The organism is Priestia sp. 3CA3 (genome assembly GCF_056836725.1).
The window spans coordinates 462,729-482,576 of the sequence record NZ_JBXENJ010000001.1 but is presented as its reverse complement, the minus strand read 5'-3'; the positions used below and the strand labels follow the sequence as shown (position 1 = coordinate 482,576).

19 protein-coding genes are annotated in these 19,848 nt (G+C 40.1%); 3 read left to right on the top strand and 16 right to left on the bottom strand.

Annotation, left to right across the window (positions count from 1 at the left end; all coding sequences use genetic code 11):
• Positions 1-212 precede the first annotated feature (212 nt).
• Positions 213-1,061: a pyrroline-5-carboxylate reductase ProI gene (proI, locus tag AC1VNJ_RS02465; protein ID WP_033579726.1), complete on the top strand. Its 849-nt coding sequence runs from the start codon at positions 213-215 to the stop codon at positions 1,059-1,061.
• A gap of 137 nt (positions 1,062-1,198) precedes the next feature.
• Complete coding sequence (namA, locus tag AC1VNJ_RS02460) at positions 1,199-2,215, top strand: NADPH dehydrogenase NamA (protein WP_028411563.1); 1,017 nt, start codon at positions 1,199-1,201, stop codon at positions 2,213-2,215.
• 28 nt (positions 2,216-2,243) lie between these two features.
• Here namA and rnz read toward each other — a convergent pair whose 3' ends face one another.
• From rnz to mce, 12 genes are all read right to left on the bottom strand, one after another.
• Entirely contained in the window at positions 2,244-3,173 is a 930-nt protein-coding gene (gene rnz / locus AC1VNJ_RS02455; protein WP_033579725.1) for a ribonuclease Z, read from the bottom strand.
• Between the two features lie 68 nt (positions 3,174-3,241).
• Positions 3,242-4,600 carry an aspartate aminotransferase family protein gene (locus tag AC1VNJ_RS02450; RefSeq protein ID WP_028411565.1) on the bottom strand — a complete coding sequence of 453 codons (1,359 nt, stop codon included), beginning with the start codon at positions 4,598-4,600 and terminating at the stop codon, positions 3,242-3,244.
• Positions 4,601-4,693: 93 nt separating this feature from the next.
• Complete coding sequence (locus AC1VNJ_RS02445) at positions 4,694-6,163, bottom strand: CoA-acylating methylmalonate-semialdehyde dehydrogenase (RefSeq protein ID WP_028411566.1); 1,470 nt, start codon at positions 6,161-6,163, stop codon at positions 4,694-4,696.
• A 207-nt stretch (positions 6,164-6,370) separates the two neighbouring features.
• Positions 6,371-8,002, bottom strand: a complete 1,632-nt coding sequence (locus tag AC1VNJ_RS02440) for a PucR family transcriptional regulator (protein WP_482640287.1) — start codon at positions 8,000-8,002, stop codon at positions 6,371-6,373.
• A 139-nt stretch (positions 8,003-8,141) separates the two neighbouring features.
• Positions 8,142-8,333, bottom strand: a complete 192-nt coding sequence (locus AC1VNJ_RS02435; protein ID WP_013059103.1) for a hypothetical protein — start codon at positions 8,331-8,333, stop codon at positions 8,142-8,144.
• A 395-nt stretch (positions 8,334-8,728) separates the two neighbouring features.
• Entirely contained in the window at positions 8,729-8,941 is a 213-nt protein-coding gene (locus tag AC1VNJ_RS02430; protein ID WP_049166188.1) for a hypothetical protein, read from the bottom strand.
• 33 nt (positions 8,942-8,974) lie between these two features.
• Entirely contained in the window at positions 8,975-10,393 is a 1,419-nt protein-coding gene (hydA, locus tag AC1VNJ_RS02425) for a dihydropyrimidinase (RefSeq protein WP_033579723.1), read from the bottom strand.
• 19 nt (positions 10,394-10,412) lie between these two features.
• Positions 10,413-11,693, bottom strand: coding sequence for an NAD-dependent dihydropyrimidine dehydrogenase subunit PreA (gene preA, locus AC1VNJ_RS02420; protein WP_028411570.1), 1,281 nt, complete (start codon positions 11,691-11,693; stop codon positions 10,413-10,415).
• A 21-nt stretch (positions 11,694-11,714) separates the two neighbouring features.
• Positions 11,715-13,076, bottom strand: a complete 1,362-nt coding sequence (locus AC1VNJ_RS02415) for an NAD(P)-dependent oxidoreductase (protein WP_034270985.1) — start codon at positions 13,074-13,076, stop codon at positions 11,715-11,717.
• Between the two features lie 224 nt (positions 13,077-13,300).
• A complete protein-coding gene (locus AC1VNJ_RS02410; RefSeq protein WP_482640286.1) occupies positions 13,301-14,419 on the bottom strand; it encodes a tripeptidase T in 1,119 nt (372 codons plus the stop codon).
• Between the two features lie 25 nt (positions 14,420-14,444).
• Positions 14,445-15,995, bottom strand: a complete 1,551-nt coding sequence (locus AC1VNJ_RS02405) for an acyl-CoA carboxylase subunit beta (RefSeq protein ID WP_028411572.1) — start codon at positions 15,993-15,995, stop codon at positions 14,445-14,447.
• A complete protein-coding gene (gene mce, locus AC1VNJ_RS02400) occupies positions 15,988-16,413 on the bottom strand; it encodes a methylmalonyl-CoA epimerase (protein WP_028411573.1) in 426 nt (141 codons plus the stop codon). Before mce ends, AC1VNJ_RS02405 begins: the two co-directional genes overlap by 8 nt.
• 148 nt (positions 16,414-16,561) lie before the next feature.
• Here mce and prli42 point away from each other — a divergent pair, with 148 nt between their 5' ends.
• Positions 16,562-16,657, top strand: coding sequence for a stressosome-associated protein Prli42 (gene prli42 / locus AC1VNJ_RS02395; protein ID WP_149917156.1), 96 nt, complete (start codon positions 16,562-16,564; stop codon positions 16,655-16,657).
• A gap of 74 nt (positions 16,658-16,731) precedes the next feature.
• Here the strand turns inward: prli42 and AC1VNJ_RS02390 are convergent, their stop codons facing one another.
• The 4 genes from AC1VNJ_RS02390 to AC1VNJ_RS02375 all read right to left on the bottom strand — a co-directional run bounded on the left by AC1VNJ_RS02390 (position 16,732) and on the right by AC1VNJ_RS02375 (position 19,839).
• Positions 16,732-17,256: a L,D-transpeptidase gene (locus AC1VNJ_RS02390; RefSeq protein ID WP_014458269.1), complete on the bottom strand. Its 525-nt coding sequence runs from the start codon at positions 17,254-17,256 to the stop codon at positions 16,732-16,734.
• Positions 17,257-17,354: 98 nt separating this feature from the next.
• Positions 17,355-18,305: an aromatic acid exporter family protein gene (locus AC1VNJ_RS02385; protein ID WP_013059112.1), complete on the bottom strand. Its 951-nt coding sequence runs from the start codon at positions 18,303-18,305 to the stop codon at positions 17,355-17,357.
• 159 nt (positions 18,306-18,464) lie between these two features.
• On the bottom strand, positions 18,465-19,187 hold the full coding sequence (locus AC1VNJ_RS02380) for an amino acid ABC transporter ATP-binding protein (RefSeq protein WP_028411574.1): 723 nt from the start codon (positions 19,185-19,187) through the stop codon (positions 18,465-18,467).
• Complete coding sequence (locus AC1VNJ_RS02375; RefSeq protein ID WP_013059114.1) at positions 19,180-19,839, bottom strand: amino acid ABC transporter permease; 660 nt, start codon at positions 19,837-19,839, stop codon at positions 19,180-19,182. The genes AC1VNJ_RS02380 and AC1VNJ_RS02375 overlap by 8 nt, the downstream gene beginning before the upstream one ends.
• Positions 19,840-19,848: the final 9 nt, after the last annotated feature.

Sequence of the window (19,848 nt, the reverse complement as noted above, 5' to 3'; positions counted from 1 at the left end):
CTTATTTATACAATTGCTTTCGTTTTCTGAAAATTACATTGACATCCCTCTCTTTTTCATTGCATAATGACAGAAATATAGTGAAGTTTTATTCATATCTTTAGATAACTATGCATTTTATAAAGAAGAGATACACAAACACAAACCTTTAACAGATACTGAAATTTCAGTATCTGTTTTCATTGGATAGCAAATGACTGGAGGAAATTTTAATGAAAACGGATTTAAACATCGCCTTTATTGGAGCTGGATCAATGGCTGAAGCCATGATCTCAGGGCTGCTGTCAGATAAAAAGCTTCGCCCCAATCAAATCACCGTAACAAATCATAGCAACGATAAAAGACTTCACGAACTTCGAAACGCCTATGGAATTAACATTACGCGTAATCATGCCTTGTTAATAGAAAAAAGCGATATCGTCGTGCTTGCTATCAAACCAAAAGACGTAGCCGAAAGCATCAATACAATTAAGTCCTATATTCGTCCCCATCACCTCGTTCTCTCTGTTTTAGCGGGTGTATCGACTGCCACAATTGTAAACTTGTTTGACCAAGAAGTAGCGGTTGTAAGAGCTATGCCAAATACATCTGCTTCTATTGGATTATCGGCTACAGCCATTGCACCCGGGAAGTTTGCTACAGCGGAGCATATGAACGTTACTACTGCTTTATTTGAAACGATTGGTACGGTTACAACTGTAGAGGAAGAGCAGCTTCACGCTGTAACAGGACTATCTGGAAGCGGCCCAGCGTATGTCTATTATCTAGTAGAAGCAATGGAAAAAGCAGCTGAAAAACAAGGCTTGGATACGTCAGTGTCAAATGAACTAATTCTTCAAACGCTTATCGGTGCTGCAGAAATGCTGAAACAGTCACCTAAAACACCGGCCGTACTTCGAAAAGAAGTTATGAGTCCTGGCGGTACAACAGAAGCAGGAATCGAACAGCTTATTTCTCATAACTTCCAAGAAGCGATGATGCAGTGTATTGAACAAGCTACCATTCGCTCTAAATATTTAGGAGATACGATTGACGAAAAAATCTCGAGTAAACGTTCGTAAAGGTTCACCTCTTTCTAAAAAAAGAAAGAGGTTTTTTTATGATTAAAAATGGATAAGCAGATTATGTGAAAGATATTTCAATGCGGTGATATAATAACTTTTGTTTAGAGTATCGAAATAATTGGAGGTTAAACCGAATGACAACAAAACTATTTTCACCTTATACAGTGAAAGACGTAACATTAAAAAACCGAATTGTAATGTCACCAATGTGCATGTATTCATGCGAAAAAGAAGACGGAGTAGTAACCGACTTTCATATGGTTCACTACACAACTCGCGCGGTTGGACAAGTAGGTCTCATTATGGTTGAAGCCTCAGCTGTCGTCCCACAAGGTCGTATTTCAGCTCAAGACTTAGGGATTTGGAATGATGAGCAAAGAGATGGATTAACAAAACTTGTGACACAGCTAAAAGAAAACGGTGCAAAAACGGCCATTCAACTTGCACACGCAGGACGTAAAGCAACTGTTGAAGGCGATATTTATGCTCCTTCTGCGATTGCTTTTGATGATAAAAGTAAAAAACCTGTGGAAATGACCACAGAACAAATTCATGAAACGATTTCTGCCTTCAAAGAAAGCGCTCGACGCTCAAAGGAAGCTGGATTTGATATTATCGAGCTTCACGCGGCACACGGTTATTTAGTACATCAATTCCTATCACCGCTAAGCAATAAACGCAGCGACGAATATGGCGGCAGCGCAGAAAACCGCTATCGTTTCTTAAAGGAAATTATTGACGCTGTGAAAACAGAGTGGGACGGTCCTTTATTTGTCCGTGTTTCTGCTTCTGACTATACAGAAGGCGGATTAACAGTCGATGATCACGTTGTATTTGCAAAATGGATGAAAGAACAAGGCGTCGACTTAATTGACGTTAGTTCCGGTGCTCTTGTACATGCTCCAATTAACGTATACCCTGGCTATCAAGTTCCGTTTGCAGATAAAATTAAGCAGCAGGCAAATATTGATACAGGCGCAGTTGGATTAATTACAACTGGACGACAAGCTGAAGAGGTTTTACAAAGCGAACGCGCTGATTTAATTTTTGTTGCGCGCGAACTTCTGCGCGATCCGTACTTCCCGCGCACGGCGGCAAAAGAATTAAATGAAACACTTTCAGCACCCGTTCAGTACGAACGCGGATGGTAAAAAAAGACGAGGATATCCTCGTCTTTTTTTATGAAATCGTAAACCTTTTTAAGTCTTCTGCTATATCGGTATTCGGAAAAATTTCTTTTGCTCCTTCTGCTAACTGGCTGACTGCGTCTCCTTGGTAACGCGAACTGATATGAGATAAAATAAGACGCTCGGCCGATGCTGTTTTAGCAATTTCAGCGGCTTCTTTTGCAGTAGAATGAAAATAGTTGTAAGCAAGCTCCTCGTCTCCCGCTGCAAACGTAGCTTCATGGATTAACACATTCGCATGCATAGCAAGCTGAACACTTTGCGTGCACCTTCTTGTATCTCCTAAAACCGTGATGACCTTCCCTTTTTTAGGTTCTCCTACAAACTCTTGTCCATTGATTAGACGCCCATCTTTTAATACTACTTCTTTCCCTTCTTTTAACTGCTGATAATGAGGCCCTGGGGGAATATTCATTTCTCTTAAACGCTGAACGTCCAGTGACCCTGGCAAATCTTTTTCGACAACGCGATATCCATAAGATAAAATGCCATGTTCAAGTTTGCCAAACTCCACTGAAAAAGTTTCATCTTCAAAAATCGTTCCACTTTCACTTTCCTCTTCTATTTCAACAACCTCTAGAGGATATTGCAGATGAGTTTGACTTACAGCAAGCGTGACTTCAATAAATTCTTTAATTCCTTTTGGCCCGTATACAGTAAGCAGCGATTCTCCGCCTTGAAACGAACGGCTTCCAAGGAGTCCAGGTAAGCCATAAATATGATCACCGTGAAGGTGCGTAATAAAAATTTTCTCAATTCGTCTCGGTTTAACGGTTGTATGTAAAATTTGATGCTGCGTTGCTTCTCCGCAATCAAAAAGCCACACCGCCCCTCTTTCTTGCAAAAGTTCGAGCGCAAGAGATGAAACATTCCGCTGTTTTGCTGGTACTCCTGCACCCGTTCCTAAAAATAACAATTCCATTTTCTACTTCCTCCTTCACACGCACAAAAAGCCTGTAAGTATATTATACAGGCTTTTTGCAAACTTACCTATTTGATGCTGTCAAGCGCATACGTAATAGTAGCTAATAACAGCTCAATATCACTTTCCTCAATGTTGAGCGGCGGCGAGAGCGTGAGAACATTATTATAGCCGGCTACCGTTGCTCCATTTTTCCCAATAATGACTCCTTTGCTTTTACATTTAGCAATCACTTCATTTACAAGATTAACGTCTAGCGGTTCCTTCGTTTGCTTATCAGCTACAAGTTCAATTCCGATTAAAAGCCCTTTACCTCTTACATCTCCAACGTATGGGTGGCTATCAATAAGCGGCGTTAGCTCACTTAATACGTAAGCCCCGAGCTGTTTAGAACGATCAAACAGATTTTCTCTTTCCATAATTTCTAAATTCTTTAATGCCAGTGCACACGCAGCCGGGCTTCCTCCAAATGTATTAACGTGGCGAAAATACTCGTACTGATCGCTATCTTTGAACGCTTCATAGATTTCTTTTTTAACAGCAGTTGCCGAGAGCGGAAGATATGCGCTTGTAATTCCTTTTGCCATGGTAATGATATCTGGTTTTACATCATAGTTCATAAAACCAAAGGCTTCTCCTGTACGTCCAAAGCCGCAAATAACTTCATCTACAATTAGAAGTGCACCGTGTTTTTCACACGTTTCTTTTACGCCTTTCATATAATTTTGAGGCGGTAAAAGAATTCCTCCACCTGTAATAATTGGCTCCATAATAACAGCGGCAATCGTTTCGCTTAGCTCCCACGTCATGACATTGTCAATATCTTTTACAGATTGAAGCTCTTCTTTTGGCGCATGGTAGTCATCTTGCCCTCGGTATGAATCAGGCGGCGCAACGTGAATAAAGCCAGGAGCAAGCGGTTCATATTTATATTTACGCTGAGCTTGGCCCGTTGCTGCTAGTGCGCCCATTGAATTTCCGTGATACCCTCGGTAACGCGAAATAAATTTGTAGCGAGAATGCTCTCCTTTTTGCTGATGGTATTGACGCACAATTTTAAAAGCCGTTTCATTTGCTTCAGATCCGCTATTTGAAAAGAAGATAACATAATCATCACCTAGCATTTCATTTAGCTTCTCTGCTAGTTTGATAGCAGGTACGTGAGATTGAGTGAGCGGAAAATAAGCCAGTTCTTTTAGCTGCTCATAGGCTGCGAGCGCTAACTCATCCCGTCCATACCCGGTATTTACACACCAAAGCCCTGCCATTGCATCTAAATAGCGATTTCCTTGTTCATCTGTAATCCAAGCACCTTTTGCTTTTGTAGCTACCATCGTTGCATCCGGACTGTATGGTTTCATTCCATGCCATACATACTGCTCATCTTTTGCACGCAGATCTTTTTCATTTTGACTGACCTGTACCATCTTATCCACTCCCAAATCGCTAGCGCGGTATTTTTTTCTGTATGAAAAGACTTCGACAAAATGCCGAAGCCACTTGCTATATTCATCTATATGTTAAAAGTCAAAGCGTGATGTAACCATCTTTTTACGTGTAAAGAAGTTCAAACCGTCTTTGCCGTTTACATGCAAATCTCCGTAAAAAGAGTCTTTCCAGCCGGAGAATGGGAAGAAGGCCATCGTAGCAGGTACTCCTACGTTAATGCCGAGCATACCCGCATCTGCTTCTTCTCTAAATTGACGCACCGCTTTTGCATCTTTTGTATAAATCGTTGCTCCATTTCCAAAACGAGATTTTTCCATATAGCGAAGTGCTTCATCTAATGTGTCAGCGCGAAGCAAGCTTAGTACAGGTGCAAAAATCTCTTCTTTAGCAATGGTCATATCAGGAGTTACGCGGTCAAAAATGGTTGCTCCTAAGAAATTTCCTTCTGCATGTTCATCCATTTCTTTACGTCCGTCACGAATGAGTTCCGCCCCTTCTTTCATGCCAAGTTCAATATAATCCAGCACCTTATCACGGTGCTCTTTTCGAATCACGGGCGTTAGAAGCACTTCATCATCAAATCCGCTTCCCATAATTAATTCATCTGCTTTTTGCTTTAATTTTGCGACGAATTCATCTCCTTTTTCACCAACTACGACCACGGCGCTGCAAGCCATGCATCGCTGGCCGGCACTTCCATAAGCCGAGCTGATAATATGGGATACCGCTTTATCCATATCGCAGTCTGGCATCACAACATGATGATTTTTAGCTCCGGATAAAGCCTGAACTCGTTTCCCTTGAGCTGCAGCTTGTTCATAAACATACTTTGCTACCGGCTGCGATCCGACGAATGAAATCGCTTTAACTTTTTCGTGCTCTATTAATCCATTCACGACATCATGTGCCCCGTGTACAATATTTAATAATCCATCCGGTGCTCCTGCTTCTGTAAAAAGTTCAGCAAGTCGCGTTGCTAAAAGCGGCGTTCGCTCAGACGGTTTTAATACAAACGTATTTCCACATACAATGGCAAGCGGGAACATCCACAGCGGTACCATCATTGGAAAATTAAAAGGTGTGATGCCTCCGACAACACCAAGTGGGAAACGGAACATTTCAGAATCAATTTCTTCCGCTATGTTATTTAATGATTCTCCCATTAATAAAGTAGGAGCACCCGCAGCAAACTCCACGCATTCAATACCGCGCTGTACTTCACCGTAAGCTTCTTTAAAAGCCTTGCCGTTTTCTTGTACAACTAATTTCGCTAACTCTTCGTGATGCTTAACTAGTAAATGCTGAAACGCAAACATTAATCTTGCTCGTTTTGGAGCAGGAACGTTACGCCATGTTTCAAATGTTTTTTGCGCTGTTTCCACCGCATTGGCTACGTCTTCTTTTGTAGAAAGCGGTACTTTTGCAATTACTTCGCCCGTCGATGGATTAATTACCTCTCCAAATTTTTGCCCTGCCGTATCAACCCATTTTCCGCCCACGTAATTTTTTAAAACTTGCGTATCATTATTCACAACTGACATATCGCTTGGCCTCCTCAAAAAATAAGAAATGACAAATCTACCTTTATTATTGAATAAATAAATGGTGGTTGCATTAGACAAAATGTGAAACAACTCTAGATTCTCGTTTCACATTTTGCGCAGTGAACTCGGAGAAAGCATGAACTAAAATGAACATATAGTAAAATCATCCTCAACATAAAAAAACAGCTGTTTCCAGCTGCTTACTTATCCGTTTATAAATTCCGCACGCGACTTTTTCATCATAAACAAATATTCATATGCCATAATCATAAATTCAATCGCCAATCGTTTTTCCGGCTCCATAAAATCTTCACCCAGCAGCTTTTCTAGTTTTTCAATGCGGTGATACAGCGTTTGCCGCACAATGTATAAACGCTTAGCCGTCTCTTGTTTAGATCCGTTGCATGCTAAATAAATTTTTAATGTTTCCATGAGTTTTGCATTGTACGTTTCATCATATGTAATAACGGGCTGCAGATATTCAAACACCACTTCCTGTAAGTCTTCATGCTGATGTAAAAGCGAAATAATTCGGTACATATGCAAATCATCATAAAAATGAATAATGGTTTGTTTTTGCAGCATTTCTTGAATCGAAATTGTTTCTTTAGCCGTTTCATAGCTTTTATGCATACAGTCAAGCTGTTCACAGTATTGGCCAATTCCGATAAAGCTAATAGCGTTCCGCTTTGAGTTTTCATCCGATTCGTATTGATTCATCCAGCGGTGAAGACTGCTTTCTAATCTCTCTCTCCACGTGCTAACCATTCGTTTGTTCAAAAGAATAAATAACACTTCGCGATTTCGCTCGGAGACTAATAAGTGAAAGCCTTCTTGTTCAAAGATGCTTCGTAAGATCAGCTTAAAATACGTTCGATCAAACTTTTCCCGTCTTTGCCACTTACAGCAAACAACGATACCCCCGCGAATAGGAGAATCTGAACACACCTCGTGCATAGAATCTTTTATTTGTTCAAGAGTTAGCTCTCCGTTCATCCATTTCGTCATCCATTCAGTTTCATCTACTCTTTTTTTCTCTTCGACATACAAGTCCTTCAAAAAATGCTGAGCAAGTGCAGTTGCCGTCCGGTCAACGGTGAGCACTTCAAGTTCTGTTAACGCTTCATTTATAGAGGCGACATACAGCTGAGCATAATCTTGTCCTAATAAATGAATAGGCTGCTCAGTAAAATGCGGACTCTCATTTTGCCTGCTTATATAATGAAGTAGAAGCTGCTGTTTGAGTAAGTCCATCTCCGGAGCAAAGGTAAATAATTCATTTGAAACTTTAAGGCCGACAAGAAGCCCCGTAGATTCATATAAACACTGTAAGATAACGGCCGGGTCATTAACTGTTAACAGCAGCTGATTTAGCCGATGAGAATACTGTTCTAAATCGGAAATCATTTGATAATGCTGATTAATTAAAAGTGAGTGAACATCTTGCGTAATTTCAACGAACGGAACTTCTTCGTGAAATAAAATAATCGGAAAATCACATTCGTTCGCTTTATCAATGACAATTTGCGGAATCTTAGAAGTATAAGTGCCAAGTTCAATACACAGTCCTGATGCCTTACAAGAAATTAATTGCTGAAGAAATGATAAACAAGATTGAGGATCTTCTCCCCAGCCTACCCCTGTTGATAAAATGAGCTCGTTTCCTTTTAGCAGCTCATTAATGCGCGTCACTTCCATCACGTGCACCCACTTCACAGAATTAGTAAGCCCTTTCTCTCCAGCTATTACTTCACAGTTTACAAAATGTTTCCTTGTTAAAATCTCTGTTACTGTTAAATATGATTTCAAGTCAACACCGCCCCTAGCGAATTTCACATCATGTCTCCTGGATCATTAACGCGTATTTCGCATATGTGTAGAACAAAAGCTATATCTTCTTACATTATATTAAATATTTAGAAGAAATAAAATATTTAATAAAAGAAACGAAAAAAGCTGTAACGATAATGGATCGTTACAGCTTCTGAGCCGTTTGCTGTAATTTATTAAAAAAACCGTGGCGCTTAACCGCTTGTTCTTTAATTCGGTGAATTTCTTTTTTATAAAAACGCAAATCTTGTAGTGACACTGCATTTAACATTTCCATTTTTAATTTATCAATAATTTTTGTTTCTTCTTGTGTCATACACTGCGTAGCTTGATCCATCCGTGTCACACCCTTTTTATATTTAATAGATTTATTGTGAAAACGTTCTACTATAATATTTACTACAATTTACTAGATAACTAAACCTTTTCTCTTTCGATGTAAACGAAATGTAACAACTGTAATACAGTCAATGGATAATATCTAGTTATTTTGTTTCACATCCAAAACGAAAAAAACACAAAAACGGATCACTTTTGTCAGCCAATATAGTAAAAAACTTATAGGTCTTAGTAAACAAAGAAAGGGATTGAGACATAACTAAATTACTTCCATCAACATCTAGGAGCTCCTGCATACGTGAAACCTACGTTCACCCTACCAATAAAAAAATCCGAACGATTCATCGTTCGGATCTTCCTTCAGCTAAAATAATTTTGTCTCAGCCTTCGTTTTTATACTTGTTGAATCAGTAAGGATGAAAAATACTTTCTAGCATCCGCCGTCAATATATGAAGCGTTTCTTGTTCGGTTTGATTCTTTTCGATGTGTTCAAACGTCACAAACGCCCCGCTTAGATTCTCTGTTACAGCCGTTATTTTAAATCCTTTTTGCAGCAAAAAATCAATCTTTTCCCGCTCTGCCATATATTCATGGTAACTTGACATTCCCCTGCCTCCAATCTATTTTGGCATCTGTTTTTATAACGTTAATTTTTCAGCTTCGTTAGCCGTGTTTAACTCATTAAACTTTGCTCTTTTTGTATACTGTCCATAGCCTTTTTGACCGACAAACTGCTTATCTTTTACGACAAATTCTCCTCGGCAAAGCACTGAAACCGGCTCACCTGTAACTTTCATTCCCTCAAATGCGCTATAATCAACTGCCATATGATGCGTTTTAGCTGAAATCGCACGTTCAACAGAAGGGTCAAATATAAGCAGATCCGCGTCTGCACCAACTGCTATCGTTCCTTTTTTCGGATACAGTCCGAACAGCTTCGCGATTTTTGTTGACGTTATATCCACAAACTGATTGATATTAATTCGGTTTTTCACTACTCCTTCTGAAAATAAAAGGCTCATGCGATCCTCGATAATAGGTCCTCCGTTTGGAATCTTTGTAAAATCTCCTTTTCCTAGATCTTTTTGACCGTTAAAATCAAACGAGCACTGATCTGATCCAATCGTTTGCAAGTCGCCATTACGCAGGGCATTCCACAAAACATCTTGGTTCCATTTTTCACGTAAAGGCGGCGACCATACGTATTTTGCTCCTTCAAAATCCGGTTTCTCTAAATAGGTTTGGTCAAGCGTCAAATACTGCGGACACGTTTCGCCCCAGATATTTACGCCTTTTTCCCTTGCTTCAGCAATCTTTTTAACTGCTTCAGCGCAAGATACGTGAACAACATAGAGCTGTGAGTCAGCAAGCTCGGTTAGCACTGCGGCTCTTCCCGTAGCTTCTCCTTCTATTTCCGGAGGACGAGTGAGGGCATGATAGATAGGATCAGTTTGTCCTTGCTCCAGCGCTTTTGCCGTTAAATACTCAATAACATCTCCATTTTCAGCATGTACCATCACAAGCGCCCCTAGTTTTTTAGCTTGCACTAGCGTTTGGTAAAGGGTAGCATCGTCTGCTTGAAAAACATTTTTATAGGCCATGAACACTTTAAAAGAAGTAATTCCTTCTTTTTCAATAATCGTAGGAAGCTCATTTAATACATCTTCCGTGATTTCTCCAATCATTAGATGAAAGCTGTAATCGATAGCCGCTTTTCCTTTTGATTTTTCATGCCATGTGCCGATCGCTTTTTGGAGCGGTTCGCCTTTATTGGTTAAGCAAAAATCAATAACAGTTGTCGTACCTCCAAAAGCTGCTGCTCTTGTACCTGTTTCAAAGTCGTCTTTTGTAACGGTCCCTCCAAACGGCATATCTAAATGAGTATGGGGATCGATGCCTCCTGGGAATACATAGTTGCCTTTTGCATCAATCACTTCGCATCCCTGTTCTTCAAAAGCTGAGCCAATTGCCGAAATCACTCCATTTTCAATTAAAATATCGGCTTTATACGTATCTGTTGCTGTGACTATGACACCATTTTTAACGATTTTCTTCATTTCTTCATCCCCTTTGTATTTATACGTCCAATCGCTGTGCAGCCGTCGCTTGTAAAGCAGCTTGGCGTTCATTCCACGTCATTGGCGGTTGTTCATTTGGTAATTCAACCATAGATATAGCTCCGTCCACAGGACATACAATCGAACATAAATTACAGCCTACACAATCTTCTTCTCGTACTTTTAAATAAGGTTTCCCTGAAGGATCTTTCAACATATCAATACATTGGTGAGAAGTATCTTCACAAGAAATATGACACTTATTGCAGTTAATACACGTATCAGGGTCGATGCGAGCCACTACTTTATAATTGAGATCTAAGTTGCCCCAGTCGGAATATTTTGAAACGGCTTTCCCTACAATATCGCTTACTTTTTCGATTCCTCTTTCATCCAAGTAATAGTTGAGACCTTGAATCATATCCTCTACAATGCGGAATCCGTGATGCATAGCAGCTGTACATACTTGCACACCTGTAGCACCCATGAGCATAAATTCCACTGCTTCTTGCCAGTTCGAAACGCCTCCCATACCAGATATTGGAACGTTAATAAACGGACTTCTTGCACATTCAGCAACCATGTTTAATGCAATCGGCTTAACAGCCGGGCCGCAATAGCCTCCGTGAGCGCCTTTTCCCGCTACGTGTGGAATTGTATTCCATGAATGAATGTCTACTCCTGCTAAACTATTAATGGTGTTAATCATACTAACAGCGTCGGCACCACCTCGAACCGCTGCTTCTGCTGTAACGGTAATATCTGTGATATTTGGGGTTAGCTTAACAATGACCGGCGTTTGGGCTACTTCTTTAGCCCAATACGTTTGTTTTTCAACTAAATCAGGGACTTGCCCAGAGGCAGCACCCATCCCTCGTTCTGCCATTCCATGCGGACAGCCAAAGTTCAGCTCTAATCCATCTACTCCTACATCTTCTACTTTTTTGACAATCTCATGCCATTTTTCTTGCTGAGGCTCTACCATAAGAGAGGCAATAATTGCGTGGTTAGGAAACTTCTTTTTCGTTTCATAGATTTCCTTCAAATTAACTTCAAGCGGACGATCGGTGATTAGCTCAATATTGTTAAAGCCGGCTACGCGCTGACCGTTGAAGCCAACGGCAGCAAATCGAGAGGAAACATTTAAAATCGGATCACCAAGCGTTTTCCAAACTGCGCCTCCCCATCCTGCTTCAAATGCACGCTGCACTTGATAACCTGAATTGGTTGGCGGTGCGGATGCCAGCCAAAACGGATTTGGTGATTGAATACCTGCTAAATTTGTTGTTAAATCTGCCATAGATTTCTCCTCCTCCTGATTTTAAGCTGTTTCCATTGTTTCTTTTGTTAACTGCATATGAATATTTAACGCCGTTTGTTTTCCTTGCTGAGCAGCGGTCACAACCATTGCTTCTCCTTGTCCTTTACCAAAAATGACGTCTCCACAAGCAAATACTTTTGGATTTGATGTTTGGAACGTCTCTTGATTGATTAAGACAACTCCGTCTTCATGGTTCAGCTGGAATTGTTGAATCAAAGACAGGTAACGTTCTTGACCAATTGCTTTAACAACAGCATCGACTGGAATCGTAAACGTTGAACCTTCAACAGGAACAGGCTTCCTGCGGCCGTCTGCATCTGGATCTGTTAGGGTCATTTTTACACATTCAATCCCGCTCACCTTACCATTTTCATCTCCAATAATTCGTATAGGAGCCGTTAACCAGCGGAATTCAACACCATCTTGTTTCGCAAATTCAAATTCAAAATCATAAGCCGTCATTTCTTCTCGTGTACGACGGTATAAAATTTGAACATTTTCAGCCCCCAAGCGCACAGAACACGTAGCACCATCAATCGCAGTATTTCCCGCTCCAATGACGGCTACACGCTTACCAACAAATTCTGTTGATAGCGCTTTCGACTTCGTTTTTTTCACAAAATCAATCGCATCATACACACCGTCTAGCTCTTCACCTTCAACATGTAGAGAAGGCACCTTACTCATACCAATAGCTAATACAACCGCGTCATATGACTGCAGTAATTCGCTTGGAAGAATATCTTCTCCAATTCTTACGTTTGTTTTAATTTTTACATCTAAGCTTTTTACTTGTTCAACTTCCCAGAATGAAATCGCTTGAGGAAGACGGAACGACACGATTCCATATGTATTTAACCCTCCTGCTTGTTTTTCCGCTTCAAAAATGGTTACGTCGTACCCGAATCGGGCCAGTTCTCTTGCTGCAGAGAGACCAGCCGGACCTCCCCCAACAATCGCTACCTTTTTGCCGTTGGCTTTTCCTTTCTCAAACAGCACCTGTTCATTTTGAATAGCCCAATCCGTTGCGTAGCGCTGCAAATCTCCAATCATAATTGGTTTGGTTGAATGGTTTAGCACACACGCTCCTTCACATAGTTCATCGGTTGGACAGACTCTCGAACAGCTTGCTCCTACTGGATTCGAAGACATAATCGTTTCGGCAGAGCCCTTTAAATTGCCCGATGCAATTTTTTTAATAAACGTCGGGATGTCAATTCCTGTAGGGCATGCCTGAATACAGGGTGCATCATAACAGTACAAACATCGATTAGATTCTTCGACTGCTTCTCTATTGGACAACCCTTTTTCTACTTCATTAAAGTTTTGAATGATGGACTGCAAACTTTCCGGTGATCGCATTGCATCAACCTCCCAAGAATATCTGTTGATAAAACTCAAATTGAAAGCGCTTACATATTTTTTATATACGTTATTTTCAACTTCTACTTTGTAAAATGTATTACTAACTTTATTGTACAAAACGACCGTCTTTTCTTCATTATACATTATGTTAAAAAATTCAGACTATTTACTATTCACTATGTAAAAAGCCTTGCTTTTATATAAAAGCAAGGCTTCAACTATTATTTTGCTACTTCTTTAATAATCGACACTACTAGTTCAGATGTCTTCACCAGTTCTTCTACCGGAATTTTTTCATTGGTTGTATGAATGTCTTCATAACCAACTGCTAAATTTACTGTTGGGATATCAAAGCCTGCGATTACATTTGCATCGCTTCCGCCTCCGCTTTGAAGCAGGCGTGAAGGACGATCGATATTAGCCACGGCTTTTTTAGCAACTTCAACAACATGATCTCCATCGCCAAATTTAAAGCCTGGATACATCACTTTAATATCAACTTCTGCACGTCCGCCCATTTCTTGTGCAGCTGTTTCAAACGCTTCTTTCATTTTCGCTACTTGTGCTTCCATTTTTTCTGGAATTAATGAACGAGCTTCTGCTAAAATATCGACGCGGTCACACACGATATTCGTTTGCGTTCCACCTTCAAAACGTCCAATATTCGCTGTAGTCTCTTCATCAATACGTCCAAGCGGCATTTTAGAAATGGCTCTTGAAGCAATCGTAATAGCAGAAACGCCTCGTTCAGGAGCTACACCCGCATGAGCTGTTTTTCCATAAATTGTTGTATTTACTTTTGCTTGCGTCGGCGCAGCAACAATAATGTCTCCCACTTTGCCATCGCTATCTAAAGCATAGCCGAATTTTGCCGTTACGAGACTAGAATCAAGAGCTTTAGCACCCACTAAGCCAGATTCTTCTCCTACTGTAATAATAAATTCAATTTTGCCGTGCGCGATTTTTTCTTCTTTTAATACGGTGATTGCTTCTAGCATTGCTGCTAAGCCTGCTTTATCATCCGCTCCAAGAATTGTCGTGCCGTCACTTTTAATATAGCCATCTTCAATAGATGGTTTAATACCATTTCCAGGTACGACTGTATCCATATGAGAAGTAAAGTAGATTGTGTCTACGCCTTCTTTTGTAGCTGGCAGTGTGCAGATTAAGTTGTTGGCTCCGTGGCCTGTTTTTTCTTTGGCATCATCTTCTACTACTTCGACGCCTAATGCGGTAAATTTTTCTTTTAGTACAACAGCGATTTTTTCTTCATGCTTTGTTTCTGAGTCTACTTGTACTAATTCAATAAATAAATCAACGATTCGTTGTTCATTAATCATAATATGTAATCCCTCCAAAAATAACCTACAATGGTATGTTACCATGTTTCTTTGCTGGACGCTCTTCCTTTTTATTGTGCAACATTTCAAGCGCTTGTATTAATTTTATTCGTGTTTCCCGAGGATCAATCACATCATCGACCATTCCAGCGCTTGCCGCTACGTAAGGATTAGCAAATTTCTCGCGATACTGCTCAATTTTTTCGTGTCTTGTTTCATCTGGGTTTTCGCTGCCTCGAATGTCGTTTGCAAAGATAATATTTGCAGCACCTTGAGGACCCATAACAGCGATTTCTGCATTCGGCCACGAATACACAAGGTCCGCTCCAATCGATTTACTATTTAAAGCTACGTATGCACCTCCGTACGCCTTTCGCAAAATCACTGTGATTTTCGGAACGGTAGCTTCGGAGTATGCATATAAAATTTTAGCACCATGACGTATAATTCCGCCATGTTCCTGCTTGATACCTGGGAAAAAACCTGTAACATCTTCAAATGTAATAAGTGGGATATTAAATGAATCGCAAAATCGAATAAACCTTGCTGCTTTATCTGAGGAGTTAATATCTAAACTGCCTGCCATTACTTTAGGCTGGTTACACACAAGTCCGACAACTTTTCCATCTATGCGAGCAAAACCAATGACAATATTTCTTGCAAAGTCTTTTTGCACTTCAAAAAATGAGCGCTCGTCCACTACTTGCTGAATAACTTGACGCACATCGTAAGGGCGCACGGCATCAAACGGGACAACGTCTAATAAATCCGGACGATAATGATCAGACTCTGCTTTTGAGGCTAAAGGAGGCTGCTCTTGACTAGACTGAGGAAGATAGCTTAAGAGCGTTCGTACTTGTTCTAGCACCTCTTGTTCTGTTGCACCTCTAAAATGGGCATTACCGCTAATTTCGTTATGAACAGCTGCTCCTCCAAGATTTTCAGAGGAAATGCTTTCTCCCGTTACCGTTTCAATTACTTTTGGTCCTGTAATGAACATTTGACTTGTTTCTTCTACCATAAAAACAAAGTCCGTAATCGCCGGTGAGTACACGGCTCCGCCTGCACAAGGACCCATAATAACAGATATTTGAGGCATGACACCCGAATAAATGGCATTTCGATAAAAAATATGACCGTATCCATCAAGAGACATGACGCCCTCTTGAATACGAGCCCCGCCTGAATCATTTAAGCCAATAAACGGCACGCCTGTTTTAGCCGCTAAGTCCATTACGTGCGCAATTTTTTTAGCATGCATCTCACCTAACGCGCCTCCGAATACTGTAAAATCTTGCGAAAACAAGTAGACTGAGCGACCGTTTATCTTGCCGTAACCTGTTACTACCCCGTCTCCTGGTCCTACTTGATTATTCATACTGAAATCCGCACACCGATGTTCAATAAACGGATTTAATTCCACAAATGTATGTTCGTCCAAAAGAATTTCAATTCGTTCGCGCGCCGTTAGCTTTCCTTTATGGTGCTGTTTTTCAATTTTTTCGTCTCCACCGCCTAACTCGATTTTCCGGCGCTTATCGTACAATTCATTTAATTTATCATAAATGTCAACCATGTTTCTTCTCCTCCTCTAGTGTTTTTTCACAGAGCTCATAAAGAACACCGTTTGCTGATTTTGGATGCAAAAAAGCAATGGATGCTTCCCCTGCGCCTTTTCGCGGAACATCGTCAATCATTTGTACACCCTTTTCCTTTAACTCGTTAATCCGTTCTTCAATCGTGCGCACACCTAAAGCAACATGATGAAGACCTTCACCTCTCTTTTTGATAAACGCGCCGACCGCACTGTCTTCAAAGAGTGGCTCTAATAATTCAATTTTTACGTTGCCGCACTGAATAAAAGCAACTTTTACTCCTTGTTCTTCTACTTCTTCTACTTTTAATAGAGACAGTCCTAATACCTTTTCATAAAATGGGAGGCTGCCTTCAATTGATTTTACAGCTATTCCTATGTGGTCAATTCCTTTTATCACTTTCTCACCTCTTAAAAAAGCGTTTTCATTTACACATATTCTTGAAAACAAAAGAAATCTCCTGCTCGCGTATGTACAGAAAGTTGCTTGTCTAAGCAGCGGAAGACATGTAAAATAAGAAAAAAACGTGTAGGAGGACTTTGGTTGTATGTCTAATAAGAAAATCCAAAAAACCATTGTGTTTTTAATGCTTCTTGTCATGTTAATATCCACGCTTTTAGCGGGACTTGCCATGTGGTTTTAATCGGGACTGATGACGAAAAACATAGCTGCACTGCTGTTTCTGTGTGCAATGCAAACATATAAAAAGACTGGTGACTAGTCACCAGTCTTTTGCTGTATATTCACAATGCCTTTTTGGGCGGCTAACTCTTCAAAAGATTGATCTGTAGATACAATCCATACTTTTGTACCTAACGGGACTTGATCATATAGATGGCTTACTTCACGATTTTCTACGCGAATACAGCCATTCGATACATATTTACCGATGGAATCCGGCTGATTTGTACCATGGATGCCATAAATACGTCCGTCAGTCTCTCTTGCATCAAATCCAATCCACCTTACACCTAGAGGATTTTGAGGAGCGCCTCCTTCAATGTTACTTCTCCGATAATAAGGATTAACAGCTTTTACTGTTACCGTGAACTCTCCTTCGGGCGTCAGATTAACTGTTTTCCCCGTTGCTACTTTAATAATTTGTTTAATTTCTTTATTTTGAATATAAGCAAGCTCATTGCTTTGTTTATTAATAATAATATAAGGATCATTTGGCAACGGATTTTCTCCTAATGGCCAAACCGGAGATAGTAGTAAAAGGATAAAAGCAAACACATGCACGTAATCCACCACCTTACGTTAGTCCTAAGTAAAAGACAAGAGAGATATCTCTTGTCTTATTTAGTGTTCGTAAGCAAGATAAACAACATGCATGCTGTTTAACTTATTTTTAAGGTTTGTTTAATAACCAAATATTGTTCAATTTCTTTGACTACGTGCAGTAAATCGGCACGCGCTTCAAACTCTTCCCGCGTTTTAGGAAGCGGCATCTCTGCAAACGCTTCTCGTAGATGCTGAAGTTTGGCTAAAAATAATTTTGCTGTATTACCAGGGTGGATGGATAGACTTAATTCTTCAATGAAATCGGCAATCATGTAGCGCTGTTCTACTACCAGATCAATAGCGGTAATGAGAGGAAGCGTGCGTTCAATAATTTCAAGCTGTTTTTCACGAATTTTAAAATAGCGGTAATAATAATTTTCCCCACGAACAAAATGATTTTCTACATCACGAAACGCAAGGCTTTTTGCTTTTTCTAAAATTTTTACCGTATCTGCAATTTCCTTACCGTCCCAACTGCTGTCATTGGTTCTGAGATACAGGGCGATTTCCTTTAACATCGACCGGAAATTTTCTTCAATTTCTTGCTGATACGTGCGAAGCTCTTGATCTAAACTTGGCATATATAAATTCACAAGCAGGGCAACACCTATCCCAATTACAATTAAGCCAAGTTCATTAAAGACGATTCCCCATGTCATATTGCCTTTGGAGTAAATATGAAGCAAAATAACGGAGCTTGTAACAATGCCTGCATTCACTTTGAATATAACCGTAACCGGGATAAACAAAAGCAGCATCAGTCCTATAACAAGTGGATGATAAGCAATCCCTTCAAAGAATATAAACGAAAACAGAATGGATAAAGAACAAGCAATAAAACGATCGCTTGCACTTCGCAACGATTTTTTCTTTGAATTTTGAATGCACAAAATGGTGATAATTCCAGCTGATACAAAAAACTCGAGGTGAAAGAACTGAGCTATAATAATAGCCAGTGATGTACCGACGGCTGTTTTAATTGTCCGGTACCCAATTTTAAATTTCATTTTCTAGACTCCTACATGTTGGTTTCTTTTTAGTGTGATAAAATACTCTATTCTTTATTAACACGAATAGAAAAATAACACAACCTTAAATCTTGCTGTACCGTATAAATTTCAATAAAAAAAGTGCAGAAAAGATCGTACTCTTCCTGCACTTTTTTATTATAAAATCTTTTCTAAGAAATCTTTAGCACGCTTGCTTTTAGGCGCTGAAAAAAATTCAGCCGGAGGCGCATCTTCAACAAGCACACCGCCGTCTAAAAACAGCACGCGATCTGCTACTTCTCGTGCAAATCCCATTTCATGCGTTACAATGACCATCGTCATTCCTGTTTCTGTTAGCGACTTCATTACATCTAGTACTTCTTTTACCATCTCTGGATCCAATGCTGATGTTGGTTCGTCAAACAGCATTACTTTCGGCTCCATTGCCAATGCTCTTGCAATAGCTACACGCTGCTTTTGACCGCCCGATAAGCGACTTGGAAACTCGTTGGCTTTTTGAGCAAGTCCAACTTTTTGGAGTAATTCTTTGCCTTTAGCAACAGCCGTTTCTCTTGACACGCCTTTTACCGTCATCGGAGCATACGTCAAATTTTCAAGCACTGTCATATGTGGAAACAAGTGAAAATGCTGAAATACCATTCCTACATTTTCACGCACACGCATAATGTTTGTTTTTTTATCTGTAATCACTTGACCGTTAATGGAAACTAATCCGCTCGTCGGTTCTTCAAGCAGGTTCATACAGCGTAAAAAAGTAGATTTACCAGAACCAGAAGGGCCAATAACAGCTACGACTTCTTTTTCCTTAATCGTAGTTGAAATACCTTTTAAAACGTCATTCTTACCAAATGATTTGTGTAAATTTTCAACGTTAATCACCTTTTCTCATTCTCCTCTCGACTGCTTTACCAAGGAGCGTTAAGCCCATTACCATTACATAATAAATCAACCCTGCAAAAATTAACGGTTCAAGGTAGGCGAATTTTTCTCCCCCTACAATGTAAGCACGGCGCATAATGTCGAGTGCTCCAATAACTGTAACGATAGCTGATTCCTTTGTTAATGTAATGAACTCATTCATTAAAGCAGGTAAAATATTTTTAAGTGCCTGTGGCAAAATAATTTGTCCCATCATGCGGCGATAAGGAATTCCTAACGCTAATGCCGCTTCACGCTGTCCTTTATCAACAGCTAAAATACCAGCGCGAATAATTTCAGATATATATGCTGCAGAGTTTAGCCCGAACGCAGCAACGGCCGCTGGAAACGGGGCAATATCAAACCCGAGCAGCTGAGGTAATCCAAAGTATATTAATAATAATTGCAGTACAAGCGGTGTTCCGCGAAACACGGACGTATATGCATCCGCAAACCATTGAAGAGGTTTATTGCGGCTGATTTTACATAAAGATAAAATAACTCCCAGCACAAACCCTAAAATTGCTGAAGCTAGGACTATCTGTATCGTTACCCCTATCCCTTTTAAAATATAAGGCATAGAAGGCACGATTTGCGAAAAATCCAAATTCATGCCTAGTTC

Bases quoted from the DNA above. Each gene is read 5' to 3' on its own strand.
- AC1VNJ_RS02375 (WP_013059114.1), bottom strand. From the start codon at position 19,839: ATGAATTTGGATTTTTCGCAAATCGTGCCTTCTATGCCTTATATTTTA.
- AC1VNJ_RS02405 (WP_028411572.1), bottom strand. From the start codon at position 15,995: ATGGTTGACATTTATGATAAATTAAATGAATTGTACGATAAGCGCCGG.
- AC1VNJ_RS02385 (WP_013059112.1), bottom strand. From the start codon at position 18,305: ATGAAATTTAAAATTGGGTACCGGACAATTAAAACAGCCGTCGGTACA.
- AC1VNJ_RS02415 (WP_034270985.1), bottom strand. From the start codon at position 13,076: ATGCGATCACCGGAAAGTTTGCAGTCCATCATTCAAAACTTTAATGAA.
- AC1VNJ_RS02445 (WP_028411566.1), bottom strand. From the start codon at position 6,163: ATGTCAGTTGTGAATAATGATACGCAAGTTTTAAAAAATTACGTGGGC.
- proI (WP_033579726.1), top strand. From the start codon at position 213: ATGAAAACGGATTTAAACATCGCCTTTATTGGAGCTGGATCAATGGCT.
- namA (WP_028411563.1), top strand. From the start codon at position 1,199: ATGACAACAAAACTATTTTCACCTTATACAGTGAAAGACGTAACATTA.
- hydA (WP_033579723.1), bottom strand. From the start codon at position 10,393: ATGAAGAAAATCGTTAAAAATGGTGTCATAGTCACAGCAACAGATACG.
- rnz (WP_033579725.1), bottom strand. From the start codon at position 3,173: ATGGAATTGTTATTTTTAGGAACGGGTGCAGGAGTACCAGCAAAACAG.
- preA (WP_028411570.1), bottom strand. From the start codon at position 11,693: ATGGCAGATTTAACAACAAATTTAGCAGGTATTCAATCACCAAATCCG.
- AC1VNJ_RS02430 (WP_049166188.1), bottom strand. From the start codon at position 8,941: ATGTCAAGTTACCATGAATATATGGCAGAGCGGGAAAAGATTGATTTT.
- AC1VNJ_RS02435 (WP_013059103.1), bottom strand. From the start codon at position 8,333: ATGGATCAAGCTACGCAGTGTATGACACAAGAAGAAACAAAAATTATT.
- prli42 (WP_149917156.1), top strand. From the start codon at position 16,562: ATGTCTAATAAGAAAATCCAAAAAACCATTGTGTTTTTAATGCTTCTT.
- AC1VNJ_RS02450 (WP_028411565.1), bottom strand. From the start codon at position 4,600: ATGGTACAGGTCAGTCAAAATGAAAAAGATCTGCGTGCAAAAGATGAG.
- AC1VNJ_RS02410 (WP_482640286.1), bottom strand. From the start codon at position 14,419: ATGATTAATGAACAACGAATCGTTGATTTATTTATTGAATTAGTACAA.